This is a genomic window from Marinobacter lutaoensis, assembly GCF_001981305.1.
GTDB lineage: Bacteria > Pseudomonadota > Gammaproteobacteria > Pseudomonadales > Oleiphilaceae > Marinobacter > Marinobacter lutaoensis.
In genome coordinates, this window is the sequence record NZ_MSCW01000002.1 from 90,899 (window position 1) to 115,926 (window position 25,028).

The window sequence follows — 25,028 nt, forward strand, 5'->3', positions numbered from 1 at the left end:
GCCCGAAGGCCCCCGCATGCGCGCCCCGCACCAAGATCAGAACTTGACGTTGCCACCCATCAGCAGGGTGTTCACGTCGTCGTAATCGCCGCTGTCGCGATCCAGGGTATGGTGGTTGTAGCCGGCGTACAGGTTCAGCCACGGTACCGGCGTGTAGACGTAGCCAACCCCCAGCGTCTCGGCGGTATCGCCGTCCGCCACCCGGTCCTTGGCTTCCGCCAGGTGCAGATCCACCGCATGCCGGCCCTGCTTGTAGCCCAGTTTCACCAGGTAGAAATCGGAGTCCGGGTTGGCGTTGTCGTCGTCCTCAACCCGGGAATAGGCGCCGGTGAGGTTGACCCCGCTGTCGTGCAGCCAGGACAGGGAACCGCCGAGGGTGGTGACATCGCCGGTGACACCGCCGACATCCTTCACCGAATAGCCCAGACCGCCGGACACTTTGCCCGCCAGCGGCAGGCTGAAGCGCGCGCCCAGCTCGGTGACGTCGTTGCTGTCCTTGACGCCCTGACTCAGCGCCAGCCGCACCGGCCCCAGGGCCGGTGCGTCGTAGCGCAGCCGGTCATAACGGCTTTCAAAATCCTGATCGGTCATGGCGGACTTGAGCGCCACCTGGGTGCCGCCGGCCTCGTCGATGAACGCCAGCGCGCCCCCCACCAGGGCCGGGTTGGTGAACGACACCACCTTGGTGCCGGACAAATCGACCTCCACATTGCCATTGGCGGCACCGTCCCCCTGGCCCAGGGAGACCTTGCCGAAATCGCCCTGAACAAACAGGTTGAGCTGCCGTTCACTGAATTCGCCATCCACGTTCCGGACATCCGGCGTCACCACGTTGGAGGCGTTGTGCTGGTATTCCAGCTCAACGTGAGCGCCAACGGTCACATTCAGCTCCTCGACCCGGCCGCTCAGCTTTGCCCCGACCCGGCTGGCACTGTTGTCGTTGTCGACCACATAACTTTTGGAACCATCGCCGGTATCACCCATCATATATCCCAGGTTCACTTGGCCATAGGTTTCCACATCAATATCCGGTGTTTCGGCACTTGCCAGGGAAATCATGGAATAGGAGCCCGATATAATAGCCGACAAACACAGTGCCAATTGTTTTTGTTTTATCATCGATAATAACCTCTTTATTAAATGTGTTGTTGTTGACCAGAAATATATACATCCAAAAGAACGCCACACGACTGAAATGAAACAAGATGCTTCATTCCAAATCCAAACAGCTTCAGTTAAACTGTTTCTTCACCGGGTTACTACTTCGCATTTGTAATCCCGCCATTCATCAAACGCATGAAACAATAAGATGAGTAGAAAAGTCCCACCCCTCAATCCATTGCGCGTTTTCGAATGCGTTGCACGGCAGGGAAGCTTCACCAGGGCGGCGGCGGAGCTGTTCGTCAGCCAGTCGGCGGTCAGCCGCCAGATCGCCACGCTGGAAGAGTATCTGGGAATCAAACTGTTCATCCGAGAGCAAGGCGGCGTGTTCCTGACGGACGCCGGCGAAGCGTATCATCGCGAGGTGGGCCCAGCCTTCGCCGCCATCGCCTCCGCCACCGAGCGCCTGCAGAAGACCTCGCTGAGCTCACCGCTGCGGATCCAGGTGTACACCACCTTTGCCGCGAAGTGGTTGATCAAGCGGCTCAACCGCTTCCAGCAGGAGCACCCGGAAATCCCGGTCCGGATCGCCACCAGCGTGGCACCCATCAACTTCGCCAAGTCCGACGCCGATGCCGCCATCCAACTGTGCGAGGAAGGCAGCTACGAGGGCCAGGGGGAGCGGTTGTTTTATGACGAGATCGAGCCCGTGTGCAGTCCCGGGCTTATCCGGGAAGGCGCGCCCTTGTCCAAACCGGAAGATATATTCAAATATCCATTATTGCAGTCGCATTATCGAAAAACGGATTTTGGCGACTGGTGCAAATATATGGGCATTGAATTCCCGGAAGACAAGGAAATAACAGAATTCCCAAGTTCCCTGTTGGCCTATCAAGGGGCCATTGACAATATGGGCATTGCCATGGGACAAACCCGGATGCTTCAGGATGAATTTAAATCCGGCATTCTGATCCGCCCCTTCGACAAACCCCTGACCCGATCCCTGGCCTATTTTCTTATATATCCCGAAGGCCGATTGATTTCACCCAAGATGCGCATTTTCCGGGAATGGCTGATTCATGAAATCGAAGAGGACACCCCCTAAACCTCAGTTCGCCGCCAGCTCCGATTCCTGCCGCCGGAAGGCGGGAATCAGGGCGACGATCACCGCCACGAACGCCAGCACGAACACACCGGCCAGCAGGAAGGTGAGATTGAACGGCATCACCTCCGCCAGGAACCCCAAAATCAGCGGCGCCAGGAACTGGACTCCCCGGTTTCCCATCAGGCGCATGCCCAGGGCACTGGAGCGCTGGGCCGCCGACACATGCTCGGCCAACACCACCATCGACAGCGGCTGGGAGATCCCCGAACCGACCCCCACCAGAACCGCCAGCACCCCGAGCAGATAGACATTGCCGGTCAGCCCGGTCAGCATCAGCCCCAGGGCAACCACCACCGAGGACCACACCATCGCGGCGGCCCGGCCTCCCAGCCACTCGATCACCGACGACATGAACGGGCGGATGGCCATGGCACACAGTGCCCGGAGGCTGACCAGGGCACCGATGGTGGTGGCGGACACCGCCAGGCTTTCCAGATAGACCGGCAGGAAACTGCCGTGGGCGCCCAGGGCAAACATCACCGCCACCGTCAGCGCGATGGAAATTTTCACCCCGGGATTGGTGCGCAGCAGCCGGGCCTGGGCCCGGTAGCCCAGCAGGGATTTCTCCGTACTCTGGCCGACGCGGGCGCTGCCCGTCAGGAAGAAGCCGCTCAGGATACCGATCAACGCGATCGCGCCCATGACCGCGAACGACAGCCGGGCACCGCTGGCGTCGATCAGCCAGCCGGCCAGCAAAGGCCCCACCAGCTGCCCGCCGGACAGGCAGGTGGTGTACCAGCCGAAGTAGCGCTCCAGCGCCTTGCCGTGCCCCAGCCCGGAGATGATGGACTGGGCCGCCAGCACCATCAGGATGTGCGCCACCCCGATGATCAGCTGCGCCACGATCAGACCGGAGAAGCCGGGCAGCAGCAGAATCACCCAGGGCCCCGCCGCCATGCCGCAGGCGCCGGCAATGATGACCCGGCGACCGCCCAGGCGCGTGATCAACCCGCCCAGGGGAATCGCCAGCACCAGCGGCAGCAGATACGGGGCACAAAGGATCATACCGACCAGCACCGGCGTGGCCCCCAGCTCCAGGGCGTACAGGGGAATGGCGATCAGCAGCATGGTCTGCACCATGAAGGCGCTGGTCAGGCCCACGCAGATGGCGACCATGTTGGTCAGCACCTCGTTCGGCCCGGATGGATCCGGCTTCGACATACGTTCTCCCAGGCAGGAATACTCAGACCGGCGGACAATCCCGGGGCGGCTCGCCATCGTATTGCCAGAGCCAACCCTTGGGCAAGGGCCCCTTGTTGCGCCCCCCCTGCTGCTGTTGCTCCCAGGCGTGGGCCAGAATCCCCACGCTCCGGGACAGACAGAACAGGCCCCGGCCGAGGGGCGGCGGCAGCCCGAGTTCGGAAAAGATCACCGCAGTGGCGCCATCGATGTTCATGGGAATGCGGCGGCCCTTGGCCGCAGCCAACTGACGCTCGATCTCCCCGGCGATGGCGGCGACCTGCCCGGTAATTTCACCGGTTTCCGCCACCTCGGCCACCAGGGCCATCAGCCGGGGTGCCCGGGGATCGGTCCGGTGAAAGCGGTGCCCGAAGCCCGGGATGATCGGTCCGTACCGCCGGCGCCAGTGGGCAAGGCCCGCCTCGGTCGCCCGCGCCAGGTCGTCACCGTCCACCAGCCGCGACCGAATGTCCTGAAACAGCATCATCGCCTGCTCGCCAGCGCCCCCGTGCACATCGTCCAGCACATTGACGGCGGAGGCCAGCGCGTTGTTGAGGGAGCCGCCGCAGGTCATGGCCATGCGGGCAATGGCGATGCTCGGTGCCTGCGGGCCGTGGTCGACGCCGGCGACCAGGGCCGCCTCGGCCAGCCGGGCCTGGCGGGGCGAGGGCATCACCCCGACCACCAGAAACCAGATCATGTCCACGAACGACACCCGGCCGATCAACTGTTGCACCGGGCAGCCCCGGAACCGGATCCGGTCCGGCGCCATGTCGATGATCCCGGTGCGCCACCAGGCCGCGGCCTGATCCCGGTCCGGGGGGGTATCCGTCGGTCTGCTCATGGGCGTGCCTCGATCGGGTCCAGATTCGCCAGAACGGTGGCATTGTCCTGGCCCAGGGTCGGGGGCGGCGACGCCACCCGGGGCGGCCTGCCGTTGAAGCGGTAGCCGCCACTGATCACCTTCAGGGGCCGGCCGATCCCCCCGTCGTCGAAGGTCTCGATCAGGCCCCGGTCGGCCACCTGGGGGTGCGCCAGGATCTGCTCGATGGTGTACACCGGTCCCGCCGGCACACCTTGCGCCACCAGGGCCCGCCACCAGAACTCGGTATCCCGGATCGCCAGTCTCGCCTCGATCCGCTCGGTCAGCGCCTGACGGTGTTCCAGTCGCGCCTGCCGGTCCGCGAAACGGGGATCGTCCAGCCACTCGGGACACCCCAGCACCCGGCACAGGGCCTCGAACTGTTCCTGTTTGTTGGCGGCGATGTTGATCAGGCCGTCACCGGTGCGGAAGGTCCCGGACGGACTGGCGGTGACGTTGTTGTTGCCGATCGGCGCGGGCGCCTTGCCGGCGACCAACAGGTTGGACACCGCCCAGCCCAGGGTGGCCAGCACCGACTCCAGCATGGATACGTCGATGAACGTGGCCGGCCGTTGCGGATTGGCCAGCGCCGCGCTGATCGCCATCGCGGCGGTCAGCCCGCCCACGGTATCGGCCAGGGGATAACCGACCCGGTAGGGTGCGGTGTCGGCATCGCCGGTCACGCTCATCACGCCGGCCATGCCCTGGATGATCTGGTCGTAGGCCGGATAGGACGCCAGCGGGCCGTCCTGGCCGAACCCGGAGATCGCGCAATAGACGAGCCGAGGGTTGACGTCCCGCAGCACCTCGAAGTCCAGGGACAGACGCGCCATCACCCCGGGCCGGAAGTTTTCCACCAGCACGTCGGCGTCGCGGACCAGGGCCAGAAAGCGGCGCCGGTCGTCGGCGTCCTTCAGGTTCAGGGTCACCGACTTCTTGCCGGCGTTCTGCGCCAGGAACGAGGCCCCCATCAGGGACGCATTCAGCTCCGGGTCGGCCCCGAGCTGACGGGCCAGGTCGCCACCTTGGGGATTTTCCACCTTGATCACGTCAGCGCCGAGGTGGGCGAGCTGGTGGCAGCAAAAGGGACCGGCGAGCACATTGGTGAGATCCAGCACGCGGTACCCGGAAAGTGGCGGGGTCATCATTCCTCCTGACAGAACGCATTCTGCTAAACAGAATACACGCACGAAATCCACATTTGCAACGCCATCGGCCAACGTTAATATGGCGGGCCAGGCAACGAGGCAGGCACACATGGCAGACAACCGGGTCCAGTCCGTCGAGCGGGCACTGATGATCCTGAACACTTTCCGAACCGGCGAGGACGCCTGGACGCTGGCACAGCTGGCGGAGAAAACCGGGCTGTACAAGAGCACCATCCTGCGGATTCTGGGATCACTGGAACGGTTCGGCTACGTGATGCGCGGCGAGGACGGCCTGCACCGGCCCGGCCCGGCGCTGCTCCGTTTCGGCCGCGACAGCACCACCGCCGACTACGATGCGGTGATCCGCCCCTACCTGAAACGCCTTCGCAACGAGACCGGAGAAACCGCCTCGTTCTACGTCCGGGACGGGGACGAGCGCGTCTGCCTGCTGCGCGAGATTGGCCACCACGAATTGCGGCACTACGTGGAGGAAGGCTCCCGGCTCGGGCTGGACCGGGGAGCGGCGGCCCGGGCACTGGTGCAGCCGCACCAGAACGACGGCGTCCACATCTCCCGGGGCGAACGCGTGCCCGGGGTCGCCGCCATCGCGGTCCCGGTGTTCGATAGCCAGGGCGGCCAGCTTGGCGCCATCACTCTGTCCGGCAGCACCGAGTCGATTCTCTCCAGCCGCCAAGACCGCTTCATCGAGCTGCTGCGGGAGGCGGCCCGGCAGATCCGAGCCCGGTTCTGAGCGCCGGCATTCCCATTGCTCATAACCGCATGACCAGCGGGAAGTTGCCACCGCGCCCGCCATGCTTACCCTGAAGGGAGAGAACGGCCCGGGGCACCCCGGCCGCCGCACGCACCCGCAGGGAGAGCCCGCCGTGACCTTCGATACCGTCAAGCTGCAACAGGAACAATCGCTGGCCATCCTGACCCTCAACCGGCCCGACCGCCTCAACAGCATCAACGCCACCATGCGCCAGGAACTGATGACCGTGCTGACCCGCCTGGCCGCGGACACCTCGGTGCGGGCCGTGCTGATCACCGGGGCCGGCCGCGCTTTCTGCGCCGGCCAGGACCTGCACGAGCGCCGGCGCGCCCCGGGGGAACCCAGGGCCGACCTGGGCCAGTCCCTGCGCCAGGGCTACAACCCGATCGCCCGGGCCATCCGGAGCCTGGACAAGCCGGTGGTGTGCGCTGTCAACGGCGTCGCCGCCGGTGCCGGCGCCAACCTCGCCCTGGCCTGCGACCTGGTGGTCGCAAAGCGGTCTGCCCGGTTCATCCAGAGCTTCATCAACATTGGCCTCATCCCCGATTGCGGCGGCACCTGGAGCCTGGCTCGCAAGGTCGGCCACGCGCGCGCCACGGGGCTGGCCATGACCGGTACCCCCATCGGCGCGGAACAAGCGGTGGAGTGGGGACTGATCTGGCAGTGCTACCCGGACGAGTCCTTCGGCCGGGATGCCCTGCAACTGGGGCTGGAGCTGGCCCGCAAACCCACCCGCGCCCTGGCCGCCATCAAGTCGGCCCTGGCCGGTGCCTACCACAACACCTTCGACGAACAGCTGGCGCTGGAGGCCGAATACCAGCAACGCTGTGGCCAGTCGGACGATTATCAGGAAGGGCTGCAGGCCTTCTTCGACAAGCGTGCCCCGGCCTTCCGGGGCCGCTGAGCCGAACCGGGCCGCCGGTCAGCCGCGCAGGGACTTGAGCAGGCGTTCGGCGATGTCCACCCGCACCCTGCCCTGGGCCACCATCTCCCGGGCCACCTGATCGATCTCCTCACCCACCGCGCCGGCCATGACCGCGATGTTCTTGGCGTGCAGGGCCATATGCCCCTTCTGGATACCGGTGGTGGCCAGTGCCTTGAGCGCGGCGAAATTCTGCGCCAGGCCAACGGCAGCGATTGTCCGCGCCAGCCGGTCGGCGCTGCTCACCCCCAGGATGTCCAGAGCGATGCGGGCGGTGGGATGGGAACGGGTGGCGCCGCCGATCAGGCCCACCGCCAGGGGCATTTCCAACGTGCCGGTCAGGTTGCCGTCGGCATCCATTTCCCACTGGGTCAGCGACCGGTACTGTCCGGAACGGGCGGCATAGGCGTGAGCGCCCGCTTCCACCGCCCGGGTATCGTTGCCGGTGGCCAGCACCACCGCGCTGACCCCGTTCATGATGCCCTTGTTGTGGGTCGCCGCGCGGTAGGGGTCCAGATCCGCGAACTCGAAGGCGGCCAGAATGCCGTCACGCACCTCGGCACCGCCGATGTCGGCCAGGGCCCAGGTAGCCCGGGCCCGGGCCAACCGCCGGTCCGCCAGGTTGGAGAGGATGCGCAGATAGGGACGACCGCCGGTCCACTCGGCCAGGCACGGCGCCACCGCCTCGGCCATGGAATTGACCGCGTTGGCCCCCATGGCGTCGCGGGTGTCCACCACCAGGTGGACGATCACCATCGGCCCGGAGCGCCCCGCCAGGACCCGGACCTCCAGGTCCCGGAAGCCGCCGCCATGCGCGCGCAACACCGGGTCGGTCTCGTCGCAGAGGGCCTCGATCTCGGCCCGGTGCTCAAGAATCCGCAGGCGCGCAAACTCCGGATTGGACACGCCCACCAGCTGCACCTGGGCGATCATCAGCGAGCCGGACATGGCCGTGGTGAAGCCGCCGGTATTCCGGCACTGGCGGGCGGCGTTGCACACGGCGGCGACCACCGACGACTCTTCGGTCGCCATGGGCACCAGCACCTCCTGGCCATCGACAATCAGGTTGGTGGCAATTCCCAGGGGCACGTTCAGGGTGCCGATGACGTTCTCAATCATGGCGTCGGCGGTGGCGGCGTCGAGGTTGCCGGTGTTGGCCAGGTGGGCGACGGCCTCCGGCCCAAGGCCGGCGATCTCCGCCACCTTGTGCAGGCGTTCAAGGGGCGTCAGCCGATGCAGGCCGGGAATGCGCGAGGTGGTCGTTGTCATGGTCGGTTATCTCCTATGCATTCAGGGCTGGGACGGTTGCACGATCCGCTCGGGCAGCCAGGTCACCAGGTCGGGGAACAGGACGAACAGGGCCAGGGCCAGCAGCTGCAGCACCAGGAACGGCACGATGGCCCGATACACCGTGTCCATGCCGATGCCGTCAGGCAGCACGCCCTTGATGTAGAACAGCGTGTAACCGAACGGCGGCGTGATGTACGCCATCTGGGCGGTGATCAGAAACAGCACGCCGAACCACAGGGGGTCGAAATGGAAGGCATGGATGATTGGCAGGAACACGGGCACGCACAGCAGGATGATGCCGATCTCGTCCAGAAACAGGCCGAGAAACACCAGCACCAGCATCATCGCCAGCAGCACCAGCCAGCGGTTGACCTCCAGGTCCTGGATGAACTGCAGCAGCGAATCCGCGCCTCCGGTGCCGGTGAAAATCGAGACGAAAATCTTGGCGCCGATGGTGATCCACATGATCATGGTGGTCACCCGCAGGGTATCCATCGCCGCCGCCTTCAGGTTACCGACGGTCAGCTCGCGCTGGCAGGCGGCCGACACCAGCGCGCCGATCACGCCCACCGCGGCCGCCTCGGTGGGGGTCGCAATACCGGCATAGATGCTGCCCAGGACCGCCAAAACGATCAGGCTGGGCAGGATCAGCGACGTCAGCGACCCCAACCGTTCCCGCCAGCCGATCGCCCGCGCCTCCTGGCGAGGTGCCTTCTCCGGCTGCAGCATCACCCGGATCACGATGTAGGCCATGTAGAGGCCCGCCAGCACCAGGCCCGGCACGATGCCGGCGGCAAACATCTTGCCCACGGAGATCTGCGCGGTCGCCGCATAGACAATGGTGATGATGGAGGGCGGGATCAGGATGCCGAGGGTGCCCCCGGCACAGATGGTGCCCAGCGCCAGGCGCTGGTCGTAACCGCGCCGGAGCATGGACGGCAACGCCAGGATACCCATCGCCGCCACCGCCGCGCCGACAATCCCGGTCATCGCCGCCATGATGGTGCAAATCACCACCGTGCCCACCGCCAGCCCCCCGGGCAGGCGCCGAAACCACAGTTCCATGGCCCGGTACAACGCTTCGATAATGCCGGAACGCTGGAGCACGCTGGCCATCAGCACGTACAGCGGAATCGCCAGCAGGATGTCGGAGGTCATGGCATCGAAGGTTTGCAGCACCGTCAGCACCAGCGCGTCAGTGCCCCAGAGCAGCACCGTAAACACCACCGCCAGGGCGGACAGGACGAACGCCAGCGGCATGCCGCTCAACAGCAGCAGCAACAGCCCCGCGAACATCAGCACCAGAACCAGGGAAGAGTTCATGCGGACCCCTCCCCGGCCAGGGCACGCCGCGCCGCCAGGATGGCCTCCGCCACCGCCTGCAGCAACAGCAGCAGGAAGGCCACCGGGATCAGCGCCTTCACCGGCCAGATCGGCGGATTCCAGGCGGTGAAGGAGGTTTCACCGCTGTCAAAAGCGTTCAGCGCCACCGGCAGGCTCTGAACGATGAACACCGCCGCCAGCAACGCGATCAGGACATGACACAGGCAATCCAGCCAGCCGGCGGCGCGGCGCGGCAGCCGGGCATGGAGAATGTCGACGTTGACATGGCCGGCGGTGTGCAGCAGATAGGGCCCGGCCAGCAGGAAATAGGGGCCGAACAGCAGCGTCGACAGCTCCATCGCCCAGACCGTCGGCGCGTCGAAGAAATAGCGGGCGACCACTTCGTAACCAATGACCGCCACCATGACAAACGCAAGCGCGGAGACCGCTCCGGCCAACCAGCGGTTGAACGCCGTGACCAGGCGGCAGTAGCCAAGCACAACAGGCATCGTGAACCTCGGGGATGGGGCCGCCCGGGATCTCCGGGCGGCCGTGACCAGGGCAGACCGGCTCAGTCGAGCAGGCCCAGCTCTTTCATGAAGGCGATCTGGCTGTCCAACACCCGGTTGGCCAGCTCGTCGTCCCCGGCTGCCTTGCGCCAGGCCCCCATGGCGGTTGCCCGGCCCTCGGCGACCATGTCCGGATTCAGATGGATCACCTTCACGCCCTGGGCCTCGAACTGTTTCAGGGCCACGGCATCCTGGGCCAGAATGTGCTGTCTCAGGGAGGCGGAAATCTCCCGGGCAGCCACTTCCAGGGCCGCCTTGTAGGAGGCGGGCAACGAATCGTAGGCGGCACGGTTGGCCACGTAGCTGGTCGCGGTGGTGGGCTGATGGAAACCGGGGACCACCACATAGCCGGCCACTTCACCGAGCCCGGCCTCCAGGTTGGCCGTCAGGTCGCCGCGGTCGGCGAAGTCGATCACACCCTTTTCCAGGGCTTGATACACCTCGGCGGTCGGCAACCCCGTGGTGGCCACGCCGAACGCCGCCATGACGGTGCTGGCCAGCCCCACGAAACGCCCCTTCTTGCCTTTCAGGTCGGCGAGGGACCTGAGCGGGAACTTGGAATGGATCGGCTCCTGGCCGTACACCGTCGGCGCGATGTAGAACAGGCCCGCCTTGGCATAGGCCTCGCGGGCCATGTCCAGGCCGCCTTTCTCATAGAACCAAGCTTCGTACTGGTCCGGTTCGGGGAAGCCAAAAGGCACGGTGCTGGTGAAGGCAAACGCCGGAATGGCGCCGGCCTCGTAGCCGTCGAAGGTTTTCATCATCTGAAAGGCGCCGGCCCGCACCGCCTCGAAGGCCTGCGCGGACGGGGCCAGCTGGCCACCGGCGAACAGGCGGATCTGGAACTTGCCGTTGGTCAGCTCCGCCACCCGCTGGACAAAGTGCTTTTCGTACTCGTAGGGCGTCGTTCCGGCATCCCACAGGGCCTGCATGCGCCAGTTCACGCTCGGCAGTTCTTCGGCCGGCGCCAGCGACGGCAGCACGGCGGTGGCGGCAAGGACAAGGGCGGAGACCAGCGACTTGAGCAATCCGGGACGTTTGTTGTTGGTTGGTTTATTCATAACACTCCCCTTTGTGAGTGGCTGCACCCCCAAGGTGGGAAACGTCGATGCGCCACAGTTTCTTATTCGTTCATGCGACGGTGCCGGACACTGGACTTGGCGCCCGGACCTGTTCGAAACTTAGGACAGTGCACGGAAGTGAACAAGGTACAATTAGAACAATTGACCCACGTACTGTACCTGCCAACAAAGGGGTACACTTTGAGGACGCCATGGCACAGAAACCCGCGCTGGCCCAGCAGATCGCCGACACCATCGCCGAACAGATCAAACAGGGGCAATGGGCTACCGGCGCCCGACTGCCCTCGATCCGGGCCGCCGCCAGCAACTTCGGCGTGTCCAAAAACACCATCATCGATGCCTACGACCGCCTGATCGCCACCGGCTACATCCGCCCCCGCCACGGCTCCGGTTTTTACGTCGAGGCCGCCCGCCCCGCGCATCCGGACATCAAGCCCGAACACTTCACCGAGGCGGTGGATCTGATCTCCCTGCTCCGGGAACAGCTGCACCAGCACTACGAGGTCCGCGCCGGCGACGGCCGCCTGCCCGCCAGCTGGATGGAAAACGCCGACATCCGCCGGCAGTTCAAGCGCATCGCCCCCACCCGGGAACCGGGCGGAGAGTTCGAGTATGGCAACCCTCAGGGCCTGCCCGGGCTGCGCGAGGACATCTCCCGCACCCTGATCGACCGGGCCATCAGCGCCAGCCCCGACCAAGTGCTGCTGACTTTCGGCGCCAACCACGCCCTCGACCTGATCGTCCGGCACTTTGTCGACGCCGGCGATCCGGTGCTGGTGGAAACCCCCGGCTACTACCCCATGTTCGGCAAACTGCGCCTGCAACGGGCCCGAACCATCGGCGTGCCCCGGGGCCCGGACGGCCTGGATCTGACCTGCCTGGAGCAGGCCATCCGCGAACACCGGCCCAGGCTGCTGTTCGTCCAGCCCATGGCCCACAACCCCACCGGCACCTCCATGTCGCTGCAAAACATGCATGCGGTGCTGCGCATCGCCGAACAGCATGACCTGACGGTCATCGAGGACGACCCCTTCGGCGACATCCTGCCCCGGGCAACGCCGCATCTGGCCTCCCTGGACGCCCTCAACCGGGTGATTTACGTGGGTACCTTTTCCAAGACCCTCTCGGCGAGCCTCCGCTGCGGCTACATCGCCGCCAACCGGGCGCTGATCCGGTCGCTGACCGACATCAAGATGCTGACGGTGGTGAACGGCTCCAGCGTGATCGAACGCATGGTCCATGAAATGATTGTCCGAGGCCGCTACCGGCGCCACATGGCGCGGCTTCGGGACCGGGTGGGCAAGGCCGGCGCCGAGGCCGTGGCGGCCCTGCGTGGCATCGGCCTGGAGAACATCCAGCCACCCACCGGTGGCTATTACATCTGGTGCCCGCTGCCCGGCGATGTCGACGGCCTGGCGCTGGCGCACCAGGCCTCGGCCCAGGGCATTTTCCTCGCTCCGGGGCACCTGTTCACCCTCGGCGATCGGGACGCTGCCCCCGCCCTGCGCATCAACATCGCCCATGCCCGGCACCCGCGCCTGCTTCGGTTCCTCCAGGACGAAGTGATCCGCGCGCGGCGCTGAGGCGCCCCTCAGCGGGTGGCCTGGCGAATCTGCTCCGCCACCGCCTGCAGCCGGGGCAGGTAGCTGTCCCGGACCGTGGCCATGTCCACCCGCACTGCGTTGGTGCTGATGTTGATGGCCCCCAGCAACTCGCCGGCACCGGAGAACACCGGCACCGCCACCGAACGCAGGCCCAGGTCCAGTTCCTGGTCGACGATGGCGTAGCCCGCCTCGCGCACGCTCAGCAGCTCGGCCCTCAGCGCCTCCCGGTCAACAATCGAGGCGGGCGTGTGCCGGTGCAGCTCGACCCGCGCCAGGAACGCCTCCAGTTCCGGGTCCGGCAGCTGCGCCAGCAGCACCCGCCCCATGGAGGTGTACGCGGCCGGCAGGCGCGTGCCCACCGCCAGGCTGATGGCCATCAGCCGGTGCCGGGCCGCGGAGCGGACCACGTACACCACGTCATCGCCGTCCAGCACCGCCAGCGAGGACGACTCGCCCAGCTCCGCGGTGATGCCCTCCAGATACTGCTGAATAACGGCCCGGTACTGGTTCGAGGATTGGTAGGCGTACCCCAGCCGCATCACCCGGGGTGTCAGCTCGAACTGGCGCCCGCTGCGCTTGACGAAACCGAGGGCGTGCAGCGTCAGCAGGAAGCGGCGGGCCTTGGCCCGGTCCATGCCGGTCCGCGTCGCCACCTCACTCAGGGTCATGCGCGGGTGCTCGGCGTCGAACGCCTGCAGCACCTCCAGGCCGGAGGCCAGGGCGCCGACGTAGTCGCGGTCTCCGGGTTTGAGTTTCCGATCATCCATTCCATGTTCTCCAACACCAGCCAGGGGCAAGGACGACGAATGGTACCAGCTCGTTCGCTATACGAACATCCGCCGGAGCTGGTGAAAATTTGTTCTTGACGATCCCCAAGCAAACGCGCCATCATGTTCGCATAAAAAACTTATGTTCGTAATACGAACTTAAAGCAACAAGAGAACCGAGCAATGGCTGAATTCCTCTCTCTCCAGAACGCGGTGGCCAAGCACATCCACGACGGGGATACCGTGGCGATGGAAGGCTTCACCCACCTGATCCCCTTCGCGGCGGGCCATGAAATCATCCGCCAGGAAAAGCGTGACCTGACACTGATCCGGATGACCCCGGACCTGATCTACGACCAGATGATCGGCGCCGGCTGCGCCCGCAAACTGATTTTCTCCTGGGGCGGCAACCCCGGTGTCGGCTCCCTGCACCGCCTGCGCGACGCGGTGGAAAAGGGCTGGCCCAACCGGATCGAGGTGGTCGAGCACAGCCACGCCGCCATGGCCTGCGCCTACGAGGCCGGCGCCTCGGGGCTGCCCCTGGCGATTCTGCGCGGCTACATCGGCAGCGACCTGCCCAAGGTCAACGACCAGATCCGCTTCATCGAGTGCCCGTTCTCCGGCGAACGCCTGGCGGCGGTGCCGTCGGTGCGGCCGGATGTGACAGTGATCCACGCCCAGCGGGCGGACCGCCGGGGCAACGTGCTGGTGGAAGGCATCGTTGGAGTGCAGAAGGAAGCCGTGCTGGCGGCCCGGCGCAGCATCGTCACCGTGGAGGAAATCGTCGACGACCTTGGTGCCTCGGTGAACGCCTGCGTGCTGCCGGCCTGGGCCATTACCGCCATTGCCCTGGCACCCGGCGGCGCCAAGCCGTCCTACGCGCTGGGCTACTACGACCGCGACAACGCCTTCTACAAGGCCTGGGATGCGATCGCCCGGGATCGCCAGGCGTTCCTGGCCTGGCTGAACGACAACGTGTTCACGACACGCGCCGACCAAGGAGCCGAGTAACCATGAGCCTCGAATTTACCGCTTCGGAAATGATGAGCGTGACCGCCGCCCGAGCACTCCGCAACGACATGATCTGCTTCGTCGGCATCGGCCTGCCGAGCGAGGCCGCTAACCTGGCGCGGCTGACCCACGCCCCGGACGTGACGTTGATCTACGAATCCGGCACCCTGCAGACCCGCCCGGACGTCCTGCCCCTGTCCATCGGCGACGGCGAGCTGTGCGAATCGGCGCTGACCACGGTGTCGGTGCCGGAGATGTTCCGCTACTGGCTCCAGGGCGGGCACGTCAGCGTCGGCTTCCTGGGCACCGCCCAGATCGACCGTTACGCCAACCTGAACACCACCCTGATCGGCGACTACCGCTCACCCGCAGTGCGCCTGCCCGGCGGTGGCGGTGCCCCGGAGATCGCCACCCATGCCCGGGAAGTGTTCATCACCGTCAAGCACTCCCGGCGCACCTTCGTGAACGCGGTGGATTTCATCACCACCGTAGGCTTCGGCCGCGACGGCAAGGCCCGCGAGGGTGTGCCGAATATCGGCCGGGGGCCATCCCTGGTCATCACCGACCTGTGCATTCTCAAGCCGGACCCGGACACCCGGGAACTGGTGGTCACCTCCCTGCACCCGAACGTCACCCGCGAGGACGTGATTGAGGCCACCGGCTGGGACATCCGTTTCGCCACGCAGCTGGAGCGTACCCCCGCCCCCAGCGCCGAGGAACTTGAGGTGCTGCGCGATCTGAAAGCGCGCAGCGACGCCCACCACTCGAGCCAACCGTGAGGCTTGCCATATGACTGACGTATACATCTGCCATCCCCGACGCTCGGCCATCGGCCGCTTCGGCGGCACCCTGGCCAGCGTGCGCCCGGACGACCTGGCCGCCGACATTCTCAAGGCGGTACTGGCCGAGGCGCCAGACCTGGACCCCGCGGCCATCGACGAAGTGCTGTTGGGCTGCGCCAACCAGGCCGGCGAAGACAACCGCAACGTGGCCCGCATGGCGGCACTGCTGGCGGGCCTGCCAACGACGGTGCCGGGCGGCACCCTCAACCGTCTGTGCGGGTCCGGCATGGACGCGGTGGGTACCGCGTTCCGGGCGATTCGTGCCGGCGAGATCGAACTGGCCCTGGCCGGTGGCGTCGAGTCCATGTCCCGCGCCCCCTACGTCATGGGCAAGGCCGACACCCCGTTCGCCCGGAACCAGCAGATCGAGGACACCACCATCGGCTGGCGTTTCGTCAACCCCTTGATGAAAGCGCGCTACGGCATTGACTCCATGCCGGAAACCGCCGAAAACGTCGCCGAGCAATACAAGGTGTCGCGGCAGGATCAGGACCTGTTCGCCTTCCGGTCCCAGCAGAAGGCGGCCCGGGCCCGGGACAACGGCATCTTCGCCGAGGAAATCACGCCGGTGACCATTCCCCGCCGGAAACAGGAGCCGCGGGTGTTCGACACCGACGAGCATCCCCGCAGCACCACCCTGGAAAAGCTGGCGGCGCTGCCGACACCGTTCCGGGAAGGTGGTTCGGTCACCGCCGGCAACGCGTCCGGCGTCAACGACGGGGCCGCGGCCATGCTGGTGGCCAGTGCCCAAGCGGTACAACGTCACGGCCTGCGGCCCATCGCCCGCGTCGTCGGCATGGCCACCGCCGGGGTCGAACCCCGCATCATGGGCATCGGGCCGGTGCCGGCCACCCGCACTCTGCTGGCGCGCCTGGGGCTGTCGCTGGATCAGGTCGACGTGATCGAACTGAACGAGGCGTTCGCGGCCCAGAGCCTGGCGGTGATGCGAGAACTGGGGCTGGCGGACGATGACCCCCGGGTCAACCCCAACGGCGGCGCCATCGCCCTGGGTCACCCGCTCGGCATGTCCGGCGCCCGGCTGGTGATGACCGCGGCGCACCAGCTGCAGCGCACTGGCGGCCGCTACGCCCTGTGCACCATGTGCATCGGCGTCGGCCAGGGCATCGCCCTGCTGATTGAACGCACGTGACAACCGGTCACAACCACAACAACCAAAACGTCCATCGATATCCAAAAACAACGGTCACAAAACAATGGAAGCAATCACCAACCTTTCCGTTCGCATGGTTCAGCGCTACCTGCCCAGCGCTTTTGTCCTCGCGGTGATCCTCACCGCCATCGTGTTCGTGCTCGGCATGACGGTCTCCGGCCAGTCGCCCGTGGCGATGGCCGGATACTGGGGTGACGGATTCTCGAAACTGTTCAAATTCGGCATGCAGATGGTGCTGGTGCTCCTGACCGGCTACGTGCTCGCCCTCACGCCGGCGGTGCAGTCGATGCTCACCGGCCTGACCCGGCACACCAGCACGCCCCGCCAGGCCCTGGTCCTGACCATTGTGGTCAGCTTCGTCTGCTACTACCTGAACTGGGGCTTTGGCATGGTCGCCGGCGCCATCCTGGCCCGGGAAATGGGCCGGCGGGTCGCCGTGCATTTCCCGCTGATCGTTGCCGCGGCCTATGGCGGCGAGCTGGTGCGGGGGCCCTCCTCCTCCATTCCCCTGGTGATCGCCACCCCCGACCATTTCATGGAGGACGCCATCGGTATCGTGCCGGTCAGCGAAACCCTCTACTCCGGCTGGAACATCGCCCTGACCATCACACTGCTGGTGCTGCTGGTGATCTTCTTCCTGCTGCAAAAGCAGCCCGAGCGCATCGTCCGCCTGGACGACAGCGGCGATGATCGGCCGGACACCCAGGCCGATGCAACCGCCGGACACAGCCCAGCCGAGCGCATCGAGAACAGCCGCTGGCCCACCCTGTTCCTGGGCCTGCTGGCCGCCGCCTATCTGATCGCTCAGGTGGTCAACCAGGGCTTCAGCATCAACCTCAACACCATCATCCTGATCTTCCTGGCGCTGGGCCTGATTCTGCACCGGAATTCCGTCGCTTACCTGAAGGCCACGGAAAAGGCGGTGACGGCGGCCCGGGGCATCATCGTGCAGTTCCCGCTCTACGCCGGCATCGCCGGAATGATGACCAACTCGGGGCTGGTGACCCAGTTCTCCGAAGCGATCATTGCCATCGCGACGCCGGGAAGCTTTCCTCTGCTGACGTTCCTCTCCGCCGGCCTGGTCAACTTCTTCATCCCCTCCGGGGGCGGTCAGTGGGCGATTCAGGGGCCGATCATGATGGAAGCCGCAGCGGCCCTGGGGGCCGACCCCGCCCAGACCATCATGGCCTTCACCTGGGGCGATGGCTGGACCAACCAGATCCAGCCGTTCTGGGCCCTGCCCCTGCTCGGGGTGGCCGGGCTGTCGGCTCGGGACATCATGGGCTACCTGCTGGTGTGGCTGCTGATTTCCGGTGCCGCCATCGCCGGCACTTTCATGCTGCTCGCCGCCTTCGGCTGACCCTCCCGACCCCCGGCCCCGCCGGGGGTCTTCATATCCGCCAGGACAGCGCCAGGGTGCCATAGGAGAAGTGGCTCTTGTTGCTCTGTTCCTGGTCCGTGGTCGCCCTCAGGATGACCGACACCAGCCAGTCATAGGCCTGCCAGCTGGCCCCCAGCCCCACCTGCCCCACCAGCGGCTTCTGGTCAAACCGGTAGGGGCCGGACTCGGCCTCCAGATAGCTGTAGGGGATGTACTGGCCGCCCACACCCAGGAAAACCGACCAGCCGTCGCGGCCAAGCGCGCCGGGCAGGCCGATGGTGGACGCCGAACCGGAGTAGTCGGGGATGAGGTTGTCGGGCAGCTGGCTGCCGATCCGGAACACCAGCCCCAGATCCAGGCTGGTGCTGAACGTGGACAGCCGGCCACCGGTCATCACCGAAGCCTCGTACTGCCACCCGCCCAGGCGGCCAAGCGCCAGCCGCTCCGCGTGCTGAGCCTGGACGCCGCCCACCACGTCAGTGCCCAGCTGGTGGTCCCAGCCGGCCGGCTGAGTACTGCCCACCACCTTGTGAGCCCAGCGCTGCACCGCCTCGGCGCCGCTGTCCTCGCCCACCACGCCGAGATGGACCCCATACCCGGTGACCACGCCGGGCCGGGTGCTCCACAGGGTGGACGACACCGACAGATAGCCAACGTAGGGCAGGTCGTCGTAGCGGGGCTGAACCGATTCGATGTCCTCGGGGGTCACCATCAGCTGGCGAACGCTGAAACTGAGGCTGTGCCCGGTCCCCGGCGCGCCAACCCCCGGCAGGGGCGCCAGCAGGTTCCGGGCCCGCCCCGCCAAGCACAGCCGGCAGTGCCGGTCCCGTTCCGCCGGTTCACCGAGCCAGGACAGCCGCACGCCGTTGGTGTAGCCCTGGTCGGTGCCGGTCAGCAGGTCGTTGTCCCACGACAGGTTAAGCACATCGCCGTGGCAGACGGACACCACCGCGCCCTGGAGCACCGGCACCAGGGCACAACGGGCCAACACGGGCAACGGGGCCTTGCGCCCCGGGCACTGGGTCATGGTAACGGTTCTCGTGAACGTTGTTCGGGTGAGTGTCAGGATTTCCGGCCGAACCGGACCACCAGCTCATGGAGGGCCTCGGCGATCCGGCCCAGCTCGCCTATACAGTGGGTGGACTTCTCGCCTTTATCAAGGGTCTGTCTGGCCATGGTCGACATCCGGCCAATCTGCTGGTCGATCTGCTCGGCCACCTGTGCCTGCTGCTCCATCGCCGAAGCCATCTGGATGGCCATCCCGGTGATCTCGCCCACCGCGCCATTGATGTCCTGCAGCGCGTGTTCCGCCGTCAGCATTTTTTCCAGGCCGAGGTCCGCGGCCTCCACACCGGAGCGGGCCATGATCACCGAACGCTCGCTCCGCTCCACCAGTCCCGACATCACTTCGTGGATCTCGGACGTGGACGCCCGGGTGCGCTTGGCCAGCTCGCGCACCTCGTCCGCCACCACCGCGAATCCGCGCCCGTGCTCGCCGGCCCGGGCCGCCTCGATGGCCGCGTTCAGCGCCAGCAGGTTGGTCTGTTCGGCAATCTGGGCGATGGTTTCAGCCGCCGTGGCAATGCTCCGGTTCTGGTCGGAGACGGCCTGCACCGCCTGGCTGACATCATGCACGGTCCGTTTCAACTGGTCGATGGCGTCCCGGGTGGAGGCGATCACCGACATCCCCTGGCCGGTCGCCTCCTGGACCTGCCGGGCCTTGTCCGCCGTACCCGCCACGTGCGCCGACACCTCGCCGATGCTCTGGGACATTTCGTGCATGGCGGCCGCCACCTGCTCCATCTCCTGCTGCCCCGCGCGCACCGTCTCCTGGCATTCGTGCGACAGTTCCAGCCCTTGCATGGAACGGGCGCGAACCTGGGCGGCGGCATCCTCGAGCCGGGTCAGGACAGTATCCAGATGTGCCGTCTGCGCCAGGACGGCCACTTTCAGACGGCCCAGGTCCAGCGCTTCCCGGGTATAACAGCGGGCTGCCAGGGGATCGGAAAAGCTGCCCGCCAGCACCGACGACAGCGAGCGCATCAACCGCTTGCGCTCCCAGGTCTGCCAGCCGGCATACACCAGCACCCCCACCGCCAGCAGCACCTCCGAGAGTTCCTGCCGGCCGCCGGCCAGCAGGGTCAGGGCCAGCACCAACACCAAGACCAGAAAGGCCGTCGACGGCGCCACCCGGTCGGTCCAACGGTGGATGGACTTGCCCTGGCGCAGACGCTCGTACAGCGCCTCCGCCCTGGCCACATCCTCGCGCCGGGGACAGGAGCGGACCGACTCGTAGCCGACCACCTGGCCCTGCTCGGTGATCGGGGTGACGTAGGCGTCGACCCAGTAGTAGTCACCGTTCTTGCAGCGGTTCTTGACCAGCCCCATCCAGGGCTTGCCCGCCTTGAGATGGGCCCAGAGGTTGCCAAAGGCCTCCGGCGGCATGTCCGGGTGGCGCACGATGTTGTGGGGCTTGCCGATCAGCTCCTCGCGGGAGAACCCGCTGACCTCGACAAACGCCTGGTTGCAGTGGGTGATGCGGCCCTTGAGGTCGGTGGAGGAAATCAGCTTCTGGGTGGCTGGGAATTCACGTTCAACAGTGGTAACCGGCAGATTCTTTTTCATTGTCTTGCACCGATCCATGGTGGCCCTCTTGAAGAGTGGCCAGAACGACTCCATACATGAAGCAGTTATAGGCAGATTTCGCCGGTTTTGCGAACCGATGTTTGATTAGGCTGCGACTTTTTTATCCCCACCCTGGATAAAAATCCGTCAATTGGCGATAATGGCCGGCGTTTTTTTCACCAGCACCGTGGTTCGGTCGTTTCTGGATTATGGCTATCATCCATCTGTTTCAACTCGTCATTTTCACTGCCCTGCTGTTCCATACCGTGCAGCTGCTGCCCGCGTTCGGGCAGTTTCTGGGCACGGCGCAATCCGCGTTCCAATCCGGCTATCGCTGCGCCATACTGACTGTCCGCCTGGCCCGCAATATCCTGGGCCTGATCCTGGTCACCGCCAGCACCGCACCCAACCCGGACATCCACGCCCTGGTTCCCAAGGGCATCGCGCTGCTGGTGGTGCTGGCGGTGGTCAATGGCGTCCTGACCCACTTTCAGGACCGGACCCGCGCCGAGGGCGTCCGTTTCTGAACCCGGCCCAGTCTAGCGAGGTACCATGAATCCCATCATCGAACTGCTGCAAGCACACCGTTCCATCCGCAAGTTTCAGGACCGTGAGATCCCCCGGCCGCTGCTGGAGACGCTGATCCGGGCCGGCCAGTGCGCCGCCACCTCCAATCACATCCAAGCCTATACCGTGATCCGGGTGACCGACCGGGACAACCGCGCCCGCATGGCGGAGCTGGCCGGCGGACAGCAGCACATCGTCGAGGCGGCCGAGTTTCTGGTGTTCTGCGCGGACCTGAAGCGGCCCACGGAAGCCGCCGAGCGGGCCGGGGCCGAGGTGATTCGGGGCATGACTGAACAGTTGCTGGTCGCCACCATCGACACCGCACTGATGGCCCAGAACGTGGCGGTGGCGGCCGAATCGGTGGGCCTGGGGCTGTGCTATGTCGGCGGCATCCGCAACCATCCGGAGGCGGTGGCGGACCTGCTGAAGCTGCCGGAGCATGTCTATCCGGTGTTCGGCATGAGCCTGGGCTATCCTGCCCAGAACCCCGAGGTCAAACCCCGGCTGCCACTGGCGGCCATCCTCAAGGACGATCACTACGACGACAGCGACGCGCCGGTCCGGGTCGCGGAGTTCGACGAAACCATGCACCGTTACTACCTGGAGCGCACCGGCGGCAACAAGGACTCCAACTGGTCCCGGGAACTGAAGCCCCTGTTCACCACCAAGCTGCGCCCGCACATGCGCGACTTCCTGGTCAGCCGCGGTTTCGAGATGAAGTAACCAGGATCCCGACCACCTCGTCCACCTGCCGCTTCACGCTCACCAGCCCCGCGCCGGACAGATACCAGAGCCGGGGGTCCAGGTATCCGACCCGGATGTCGCCGGCACCGGCCGCCGCCAGGGCCCGCTCCAGTTCACCCCGGGGCAAGGGGGCTTGGCCGATGGCGGCACTGCGGTCCACCACCAGCACCACCTCCGGCGCCATCGCAGCCAGGTCCTCCGCGGTCACCGGATAGAACACCCGGGTGCCGCGCCGGACCGGCTCCACCGCATCCGGAATGGCCGGCGGCACCAGACCCAGCAGCTCCGACACCACCGGTTCCCGGCGCAGGGAGTACCGGCCGCCGTTGTGGGTGATCACCAGGGCCCGGATCCCGGCCGGGAGCGCCTCGCGTTGCCGCGCCACGTGCCGCCAGAGATCGTCCAGCTGATCACGGGCACGGGCTTCGGCGCCGTACAGCGCCGCCAGCCCCATCACCTTGGTTGCCAACGCCTCCCGAAAGTCGCCGTCGGCAAGTCCGACCTCTCGGACCCGAGCGATCCGCGCCAGCGCCTCCGCCGACTCGCCCTGTCGCCCGGTGATCAGGATCAGATCCGGCGCCAGCGTCCGCAACACCGCCAGATCCGGGACCTTCAGGGTACCGGCATCGGGCAGGCCGGCGGCCACCTCGGCGAGATAGTCCGGTAATCCGGCCTTGGGTACCGCCAGCACCCGTTGCCGCTGACCCAGGGCCACCAGGGTATCGAGGGCGCCGTGGTCATAGCTGACGACGGTGGGCCCGCTGCCGGGCGTGGCGCAGGCCGCCAGGCCCGCGACGGCCACGAGGGTCGCGGCTTTCAGACAGTTGAGCAGTTTCATGAATGTCTCCGATCAGAAATCGACGGTCAGGCCGAGGTTCAGGCGCCGGCCATCCAGCACCACGCCGTAGCTTTCGGTGGTCACTTCCTTGTCTCCGACGTTGTACAGGCCAGCCTTCACCCGGGCCTGGTCGGTCAGCCGGTAGTTCAGCCCCACATCCACGAAGCCGTACCCGGGCGTGCCGTCGCTCATGCTGGTGCGGCTCAGGTAGTCGCTGGTCCGGCCGCGGAGGTTGGTATCAAGCCACAGCCCCAGGCGGCTGGACGCCTGCCAGTCGAGGCCCGCGTTGAACATGTGCCGGGGCACCTGGTTCAGCGGCTCGCCCTCGAACTCGCCGGACTGCTGCTCCGAGTCGGTGAAGGTGTAGCTGGAGCTGAACCGCAGGGTGGAGGTGAGGTCGTAATCCAGGCTCAGTTCGACCCCCTGCATCATGGCCTCGTCGATGTTTTTGCGGGTGCTCAGGAACAGGTAGTTCCGGCCCTGATACTCACACTGCCAAGTGGACGGATCGTTGCGGTCGCCGCCGGGGTCGCAGAACCGATCCTCGGCGATCTTGTCCTCAAACCGGGTATGGAACAGCATGGCGCTGGCGTTCAGCCCCGTGGCACGGTCCCGGTACACGAAGCCGAATTCGTAGCTGGTGCTGGTTTCCGGCTCCAGGTCCTCGTTGCCGATGATCAGCGCCCGCGGGTAACCGGCCGGCGAGCCCCCGCCGCCGGTGCCCCGGCCAAAGCCCTCGGTGGCCTCGGGCAGGCTGGGCTGCTTGTAGCCGGTGGAGACGCCGCCCTTGAGCGTCCACGCCGGGCTCAAGTGGTAGTTGGCGTACAGCCTCGGGCTCAGGTGGCCGCCGAACAGTTCGTCGTCGTTGTAGCGCAGGCCGGTGGTGAGGTTCAGGTCGTCGGTGACCGACCACTCCACCTCCGTGAACACGGCGGCGATCCAGCGGTCGACGCTGGCGGTGGCTGTATCCAGGGTGCCGATCAGACCGTTGGTTTCATCCACCAGATCCTCGTACTTGTACTGACCGCCGAAGGTCAGCATATGGCGCCCCATGAACCAGGTGCCCTGAGTGTTGGCGGTGGTGACCTTTTCCTTTTTCTCGTCCAGCTGAACCCGTTCGGACACATCGTGCTGCAGGTAGGAATTCAGCAGCAGCCGGCCGTAGCGGCCCTGGTGGGTCAGGGCGTAAACGTCCTTGTGGTAGGTGTAGCTGGTTGCCGTTTCGGTGGCGGCGATGCTCAGCCCCGGGGTGTGCTCGTAATCGAGCTTGGAGGCGGTGTAACTCACGGCGAACTCGTTGTCGTCGTCGGGGGTCAGAATCAGCTTGGCGCCGCCCTGGCGTTCGTCCTTGTCCGGCATGCTCTCGGCATTGTCACTGCCCCCCTCGAAGTGGGACTCCTCCGCGCCCTCCCAGGAACCGCTCACCTGGGCCCCGAGCAGGCCGGGGATGATCGGGCCACCGGCGAACAGGGTGGCCTGTTGGGCATCCTCGTTCAGTTCGGAGAGGGACTTGGTGTACTCGGTGGTCACCGAGCCGGACCAGCGGTCCCCCTGCTTCCGGGTGATGATGTTGATGACCCCACCCATGGCCTCGGAACCGTACAGGGACGACATGGGACCGCGGATCACCTCGATCCGCTCGATCATCGACACCGGCGGCAGGGCAATCTGCTTGCCGCCGTCGTTGCCGTTGGTGTTGATGTTGCGGCCGGCGGACACCGGGCGGCCGTCCACCAGGTACAGGGTGTAGGCTTCGGTCATGCCGCGAATGGTGATGTCCTGGGCGTTGCCACCGCCGTTGACGTAGAGCCCGGGGATGTTCTTGACGGCATCGGTGATGTCATCGTACGAGCGCTTGGCCAGCTCCTCGCCGGAGATGACGGAAATACTGGCGGGGGCGTCCGAGATGTTCTGCTCGAACCCGGACGCGGTCACCACGATCTCGTCGAGCGACACCGCTTCCTCACTCTGGGCCCAGGCACCGGAACCGCCACCGGCCATGGCCACGGCGGAGGCCAACAGGGAAAGACGACGCATGACTATGACTCCTTACGTTGGGATGTTC

23 protein-coding genes are annotated in these 25,028 nt (G+C 66.0%); 10 read left to right on the plus strand and 13 right to left on the minus strand.

All coding sequences use genetic code 11. The features are described 5' to 3' along the window. Nucleotides 1–36: 36 nt before the first annotated feature. Nucleotides 37–1,059 carry a porin gene (locus BTO32_RS03570; RefSeq protein WP_076723075.1) on the minus strand — a complete coding sequence of 341 codons (1,023 nt, stop codon included), beginning with the start codon at nt 1,057–1,059 and terminating at the stop codon, nt 37–39. A 250-nt stretch (nt 1,060–1,309) separates the two neighbouring features. Here BTO32_RS03570 and BTO32_RS03575 point away from each other — a divergent pair, with 250 nt between their 5' ends. Then, nucleotides 1,310–2,206, plus strand: a complete 897-nt coding sequence (locus BTO32_RS03575) for a LysR substrate-binding domain-containing protein (protein WP_076723076.1) — start codon at nt 1,310–1,312, stop codon at nt 2,204–2,206. A gap of 3 nt (nt 2,207–2,209) precedes the next feature. Here the strand turns inward: BTO32_RS03575 and BTO32_RS03580 are convergent, their stop codons facing one another. From BTO32_RS03580 to BTO32_RS03590, 3 genes are read right to left on the minus strand one after another with little or no spacing between them, the layout of a single operon-like run. Beyond that, nucleotides 2,210–3,427, minus strand: a complete 1,218-nt coding sequence (locus tag BTO32_RS03580; protein ID WP_245820263.1) for an MFS transporter — start codon at nt 3,425–3,427, stop codon at nt 2,210–2,212. A 22-nt stretch (nt 3,428–3,449) separates the two neighbouring features. Beyond that, on the minus strand, nt 3,450–4,289 hold the full coding sequence (locus tag BTO32_RS03585) for a citryl-CoA lyase (RefSeq protein ID WP_076723077.1): 840 nt from the start codon (nt 4,287–4,289) through the stop codon (nt 3,450–3,452). Next, a complete protein-coding gene (locus tag BTO32_RS03590) occupies nt 4,286–5,452 on the minus strand; it encodes a CaiB/BaiF CoA transferase family protein (RefSeq protein ID WP_217696997.1) in 1,167 nt (388 codons plus the stop codon). Before BTO32_RS03590 ends, BTO32_RS03585 begins: the two co-directional genes overlap by 4 nt. A 112-nt stretch (nt 5,453–5,564) precedes the next feature. On the opposite strand from BTO32_RS03590, the gene BTO32_RS03595 reads away from it, so the two are divergent. Together BTO32_RS03595 and paaG are read left to right on the plus strand one after the other, a co-directional pair. Further along, nucleotides 5,565–6,206 (plus strand): IclR family transcriptional regulator, encoded by a 642-nt coding sequence (locus BTO32_RS03595; RefSeq protein WP_076723079.1) that lies wholly within the window; start codon nt 5,565–5,567, stop codon nt 6,204–6,206. A 133-nt stretch (nt 6,207–6,339) separates the two neighbouring features. Next, nucleotides 6,340–7,131 (plus strand): 2-(1,2-epoxy-1,2-dihydrophenyl)acetyl-CoA isomerase PaaG, encoded by a 792-nt coding sequence (gene paaG / locus BTO32_RS03600; protein ID WP_076723080.1) that lies wholly within the window; start codon nt 6,340–6,342, stop codon nt 7,129–7,131. Nucleotides 7,132–7,149: 18 nt separating this feature from the next. On the opposite strand, the gene BTO32_RS03605 is transcribed toward paaG, so the two are convergent. From BTO32_RS03605 to dctP, 4 genes are all read right to left on the minus strand, one after another. After that, the gene (locus BTO32_RS03605) at nt 7,150–8,418 is read right to left on the minus strand and encodes a hydroxymethylglutaryl-CoA reductase, degradative (protein WP_076723081.1); all 1,269 of its coding nucleotides are present in this window, start codon (nt 8,416–8,418) and stop codon (nt 7,150–7,152) included. A gap of 21 nt (nt 8,419–8,439) precedes the next feature. Then, the gene (locus tag BTO32_RS03610; RefSeq protein ID WP_076723082.1) at nt 8,440–9,762 is read right to left on the minus strand and encodes a TRAP transporter large permease; all 1,323 of its coding nucleotides are present in this window, start codon (nt 9,760–9,762) and stop codon (nt 8,440–8,442) included. Continuing rightward, a complete protein-coding gene (locus BTO32_RS03615) occupies nt 9,759–10,271 on the minus strand; it encodes a TRAP transporter small permease subunit (RefSeq protein WP_076723083.1) in 513 nt (170 codons plus the stop codon). The genes BTO32_RS03610 and BTO32_RS03615 overlap by 4 nt, the downstream gene beginning before the upstream one ends. Nucleotides 10,272–10,333: 62 nt before the next feature. After that, the gene (gene dctP / locus BTO32_RS03620; protein WP_076723084.1) at nt 10,334–11,392 is read right to left on the minus strand and encodes a TRAP transporter substrate-binding protein DctP; all 1,059 of its coding nucleotides are present in this window, start codon (nt 11,390–11,392) and stop codon (nt 10,334–10,336) included. Nucleotides 11,393–11,604: 212 nt separating this feature from the next. Between dctP and BTO32_RS03625 the strand changes: the two genes are divergently transcribed. Continuing rightward, nucleotides 11,605–12,996, plus strand: coding sequence for an aminotransferase-like domain-containing protein (locus tag BTO32_RS03625; protein ID WP_076723085.1), 1,392 nt, complete (start codon nt 11,605–11,607; stop codon nt 12,994–12,996). A gap of 8 nt (nt 12,997–13,004) precedes the next feature. Here BTO32_RS03625 and BTO32_RS03630 read toward each other — a convergent pair whose 3' ends face one another. Further along, the gene (locus tag BTO32_RS03630; RefSeq protein ID WP_076723086.1) at nt 13,005–13,784 is read right to left on the minus strand and encodes an IclR family transcriptional regulator domain-containing protein; all 780 of its coding nucleotides are present in this window, start codon (nt 13,782–13,784) and stop codon (nt 13,005–13,007) included. Between the two features lie 183 nt (nt 13,785–13,967). Here BTO32_RS03630 and BTO32_RS03635 point away from each other — a divergent pair, with 183 nt between their 5' ends. The 4 genes from BTO32_RS03635 to BTO32_RS03650 all read left to right on the plus strand — a co-directional run bounded on the left by BTO32_RS03635 (nt 13,968) and on the right by BTO32_RS03650 (nt 18,168). Beyond that, a complete protein-coding gene (locus tag BTO32_RS03635; protein WP_076723087.1) occupies nt 13,968–14,795 on the plus strand; it encodes a CoA transferase subunit A in 828 nt (275 codons plus the stop codon). Between the two features lie 2 nt (nt 14,796–14,797). Beyond that, complete coding sequence (locus BTO32_RS03640) at nt 14,798–15,574, plus strand: CoA-transferase subunit beta (RefSeq protein WP_076723088.1); 777 nt, start codon at nt 14,798–14,800, stop codon at nt 15,572–15,574. 10 nt (nt 15,575–15,584) lie between these two features. Further along, nucleotides 15,585–16,787 (plus strand): 3-oxoadipyl-CoA thiolase, encoded by a 1,203-nt coding sequence (gene pcaF / locus BTO32_RS03645; RefSeq protein WP_076723089.1) that lies wholly within the window; start codon nt 15,585–15,587, stop codon nt 16,785–16,787. A gap of 64 nt (nt 16,788–16,851) precedes the next feature. Next, a complete protein-coding gene (locus tag BTO32_RS03650) occupies nt 16,852–18,168 on the plus strand; it encodes a short-chain fatty acid transporter (protein ID WP_076723090.1) in 1,317 nt (438 codons plus the stop codon). 31 nt (nt 18,169–18,199) lie between these two features. On the opposite strand, the gene BTO32_RS03655 is transcribed toward BTO32_RS03650, so the two are convergent. Together BTO32_RS03655 and BTO32_RS03660 are read right to left on the minus strand one after the other, a co-directional pair. Continuing rightward, the gene (locus tag BTO32_RS03655) at nt 18,200–19,216 is read right to left on the minus strand and encodes a lipid A deacylase LpxR family protein (RefSeq protein WP_139339016.1); all 1,017 of its coding nucleotides are present in this window, start codon (nt 19,214–19,216) and stop codon (nt 18,200–18,202) included. Between the two features lie 35 nt (nt 19,217–19,251). Then, on the minus strand, nt 19,252–20,814 hold the full coding sequence (locus BTO32_RS03660; RefSeq protein ID WP_076723091.1) for a methyl-accepting chemotaxis protein: 1,563 nt from the start codon (nt 20,812–20,814) through the stop codon (nt 19,252–19,254). Between the two features lie 209 nt (nt 20,815–21,023). Here BTO32_RS03660 and BTO32_RS03665 point away from each other — a divergent pair, with 209 nt between their 5' ends. Beyond that, nucleotides 21,024–21,341, plus strand: coding sequence for a hypothetical protein (locus tag BTO32_RS03665; protein WP_076723092.1), 318 nt, complete (start codon nt 21,024–21,026; stop codon nt 21,339–21,341). A 25-nt stretch (nt 21,342–21,366) separates the two neighbouring features. After that, on the plus strand, nt 21,367–22,104 hold the full coding sequence (nfsA, locus tag BTO32_RS03670; protein WP_076723093.1) for an oxygen-insensitive NADPH nitroreductase: 738 nt from the start codon (nt 21,367–21,369) through the stop codon (nt 22,102–22,104). On the opposite strand, the gene BTO32_RS03675 is transcribed toward nfsA, so the two are convergent. Then, nucleotides 22,079–22,963: an ABC transporter substrate-binding protein gene (locus tag BTO32_RS03675; protein WP_076723094.1), complete on the minus strand. Its 885-nt coding sequence runs from the start codon at nt 22,961–22,963 to the stop codon at nt 22,079–22,081. The two genes, nfsA and BTO32_RS03675, sit on opposite strands and share 26 nt — an antisense overlap. Before the next feature lie 12 nt (nt 22,964–22,975). Next, nucleotides 22,976–25,000, minus strand: coding sequence for a TonB-dependent receptor domain-containing protein (locus BTO32_RS03680; protein WP_076723095.1), 2,025 nt, complete (start codon nt 24,998–25,000; stop codon nt 22,976–22,978). Between the last annotated feature and the right edge of the window lie 28 nt (nt 25,001–25,028).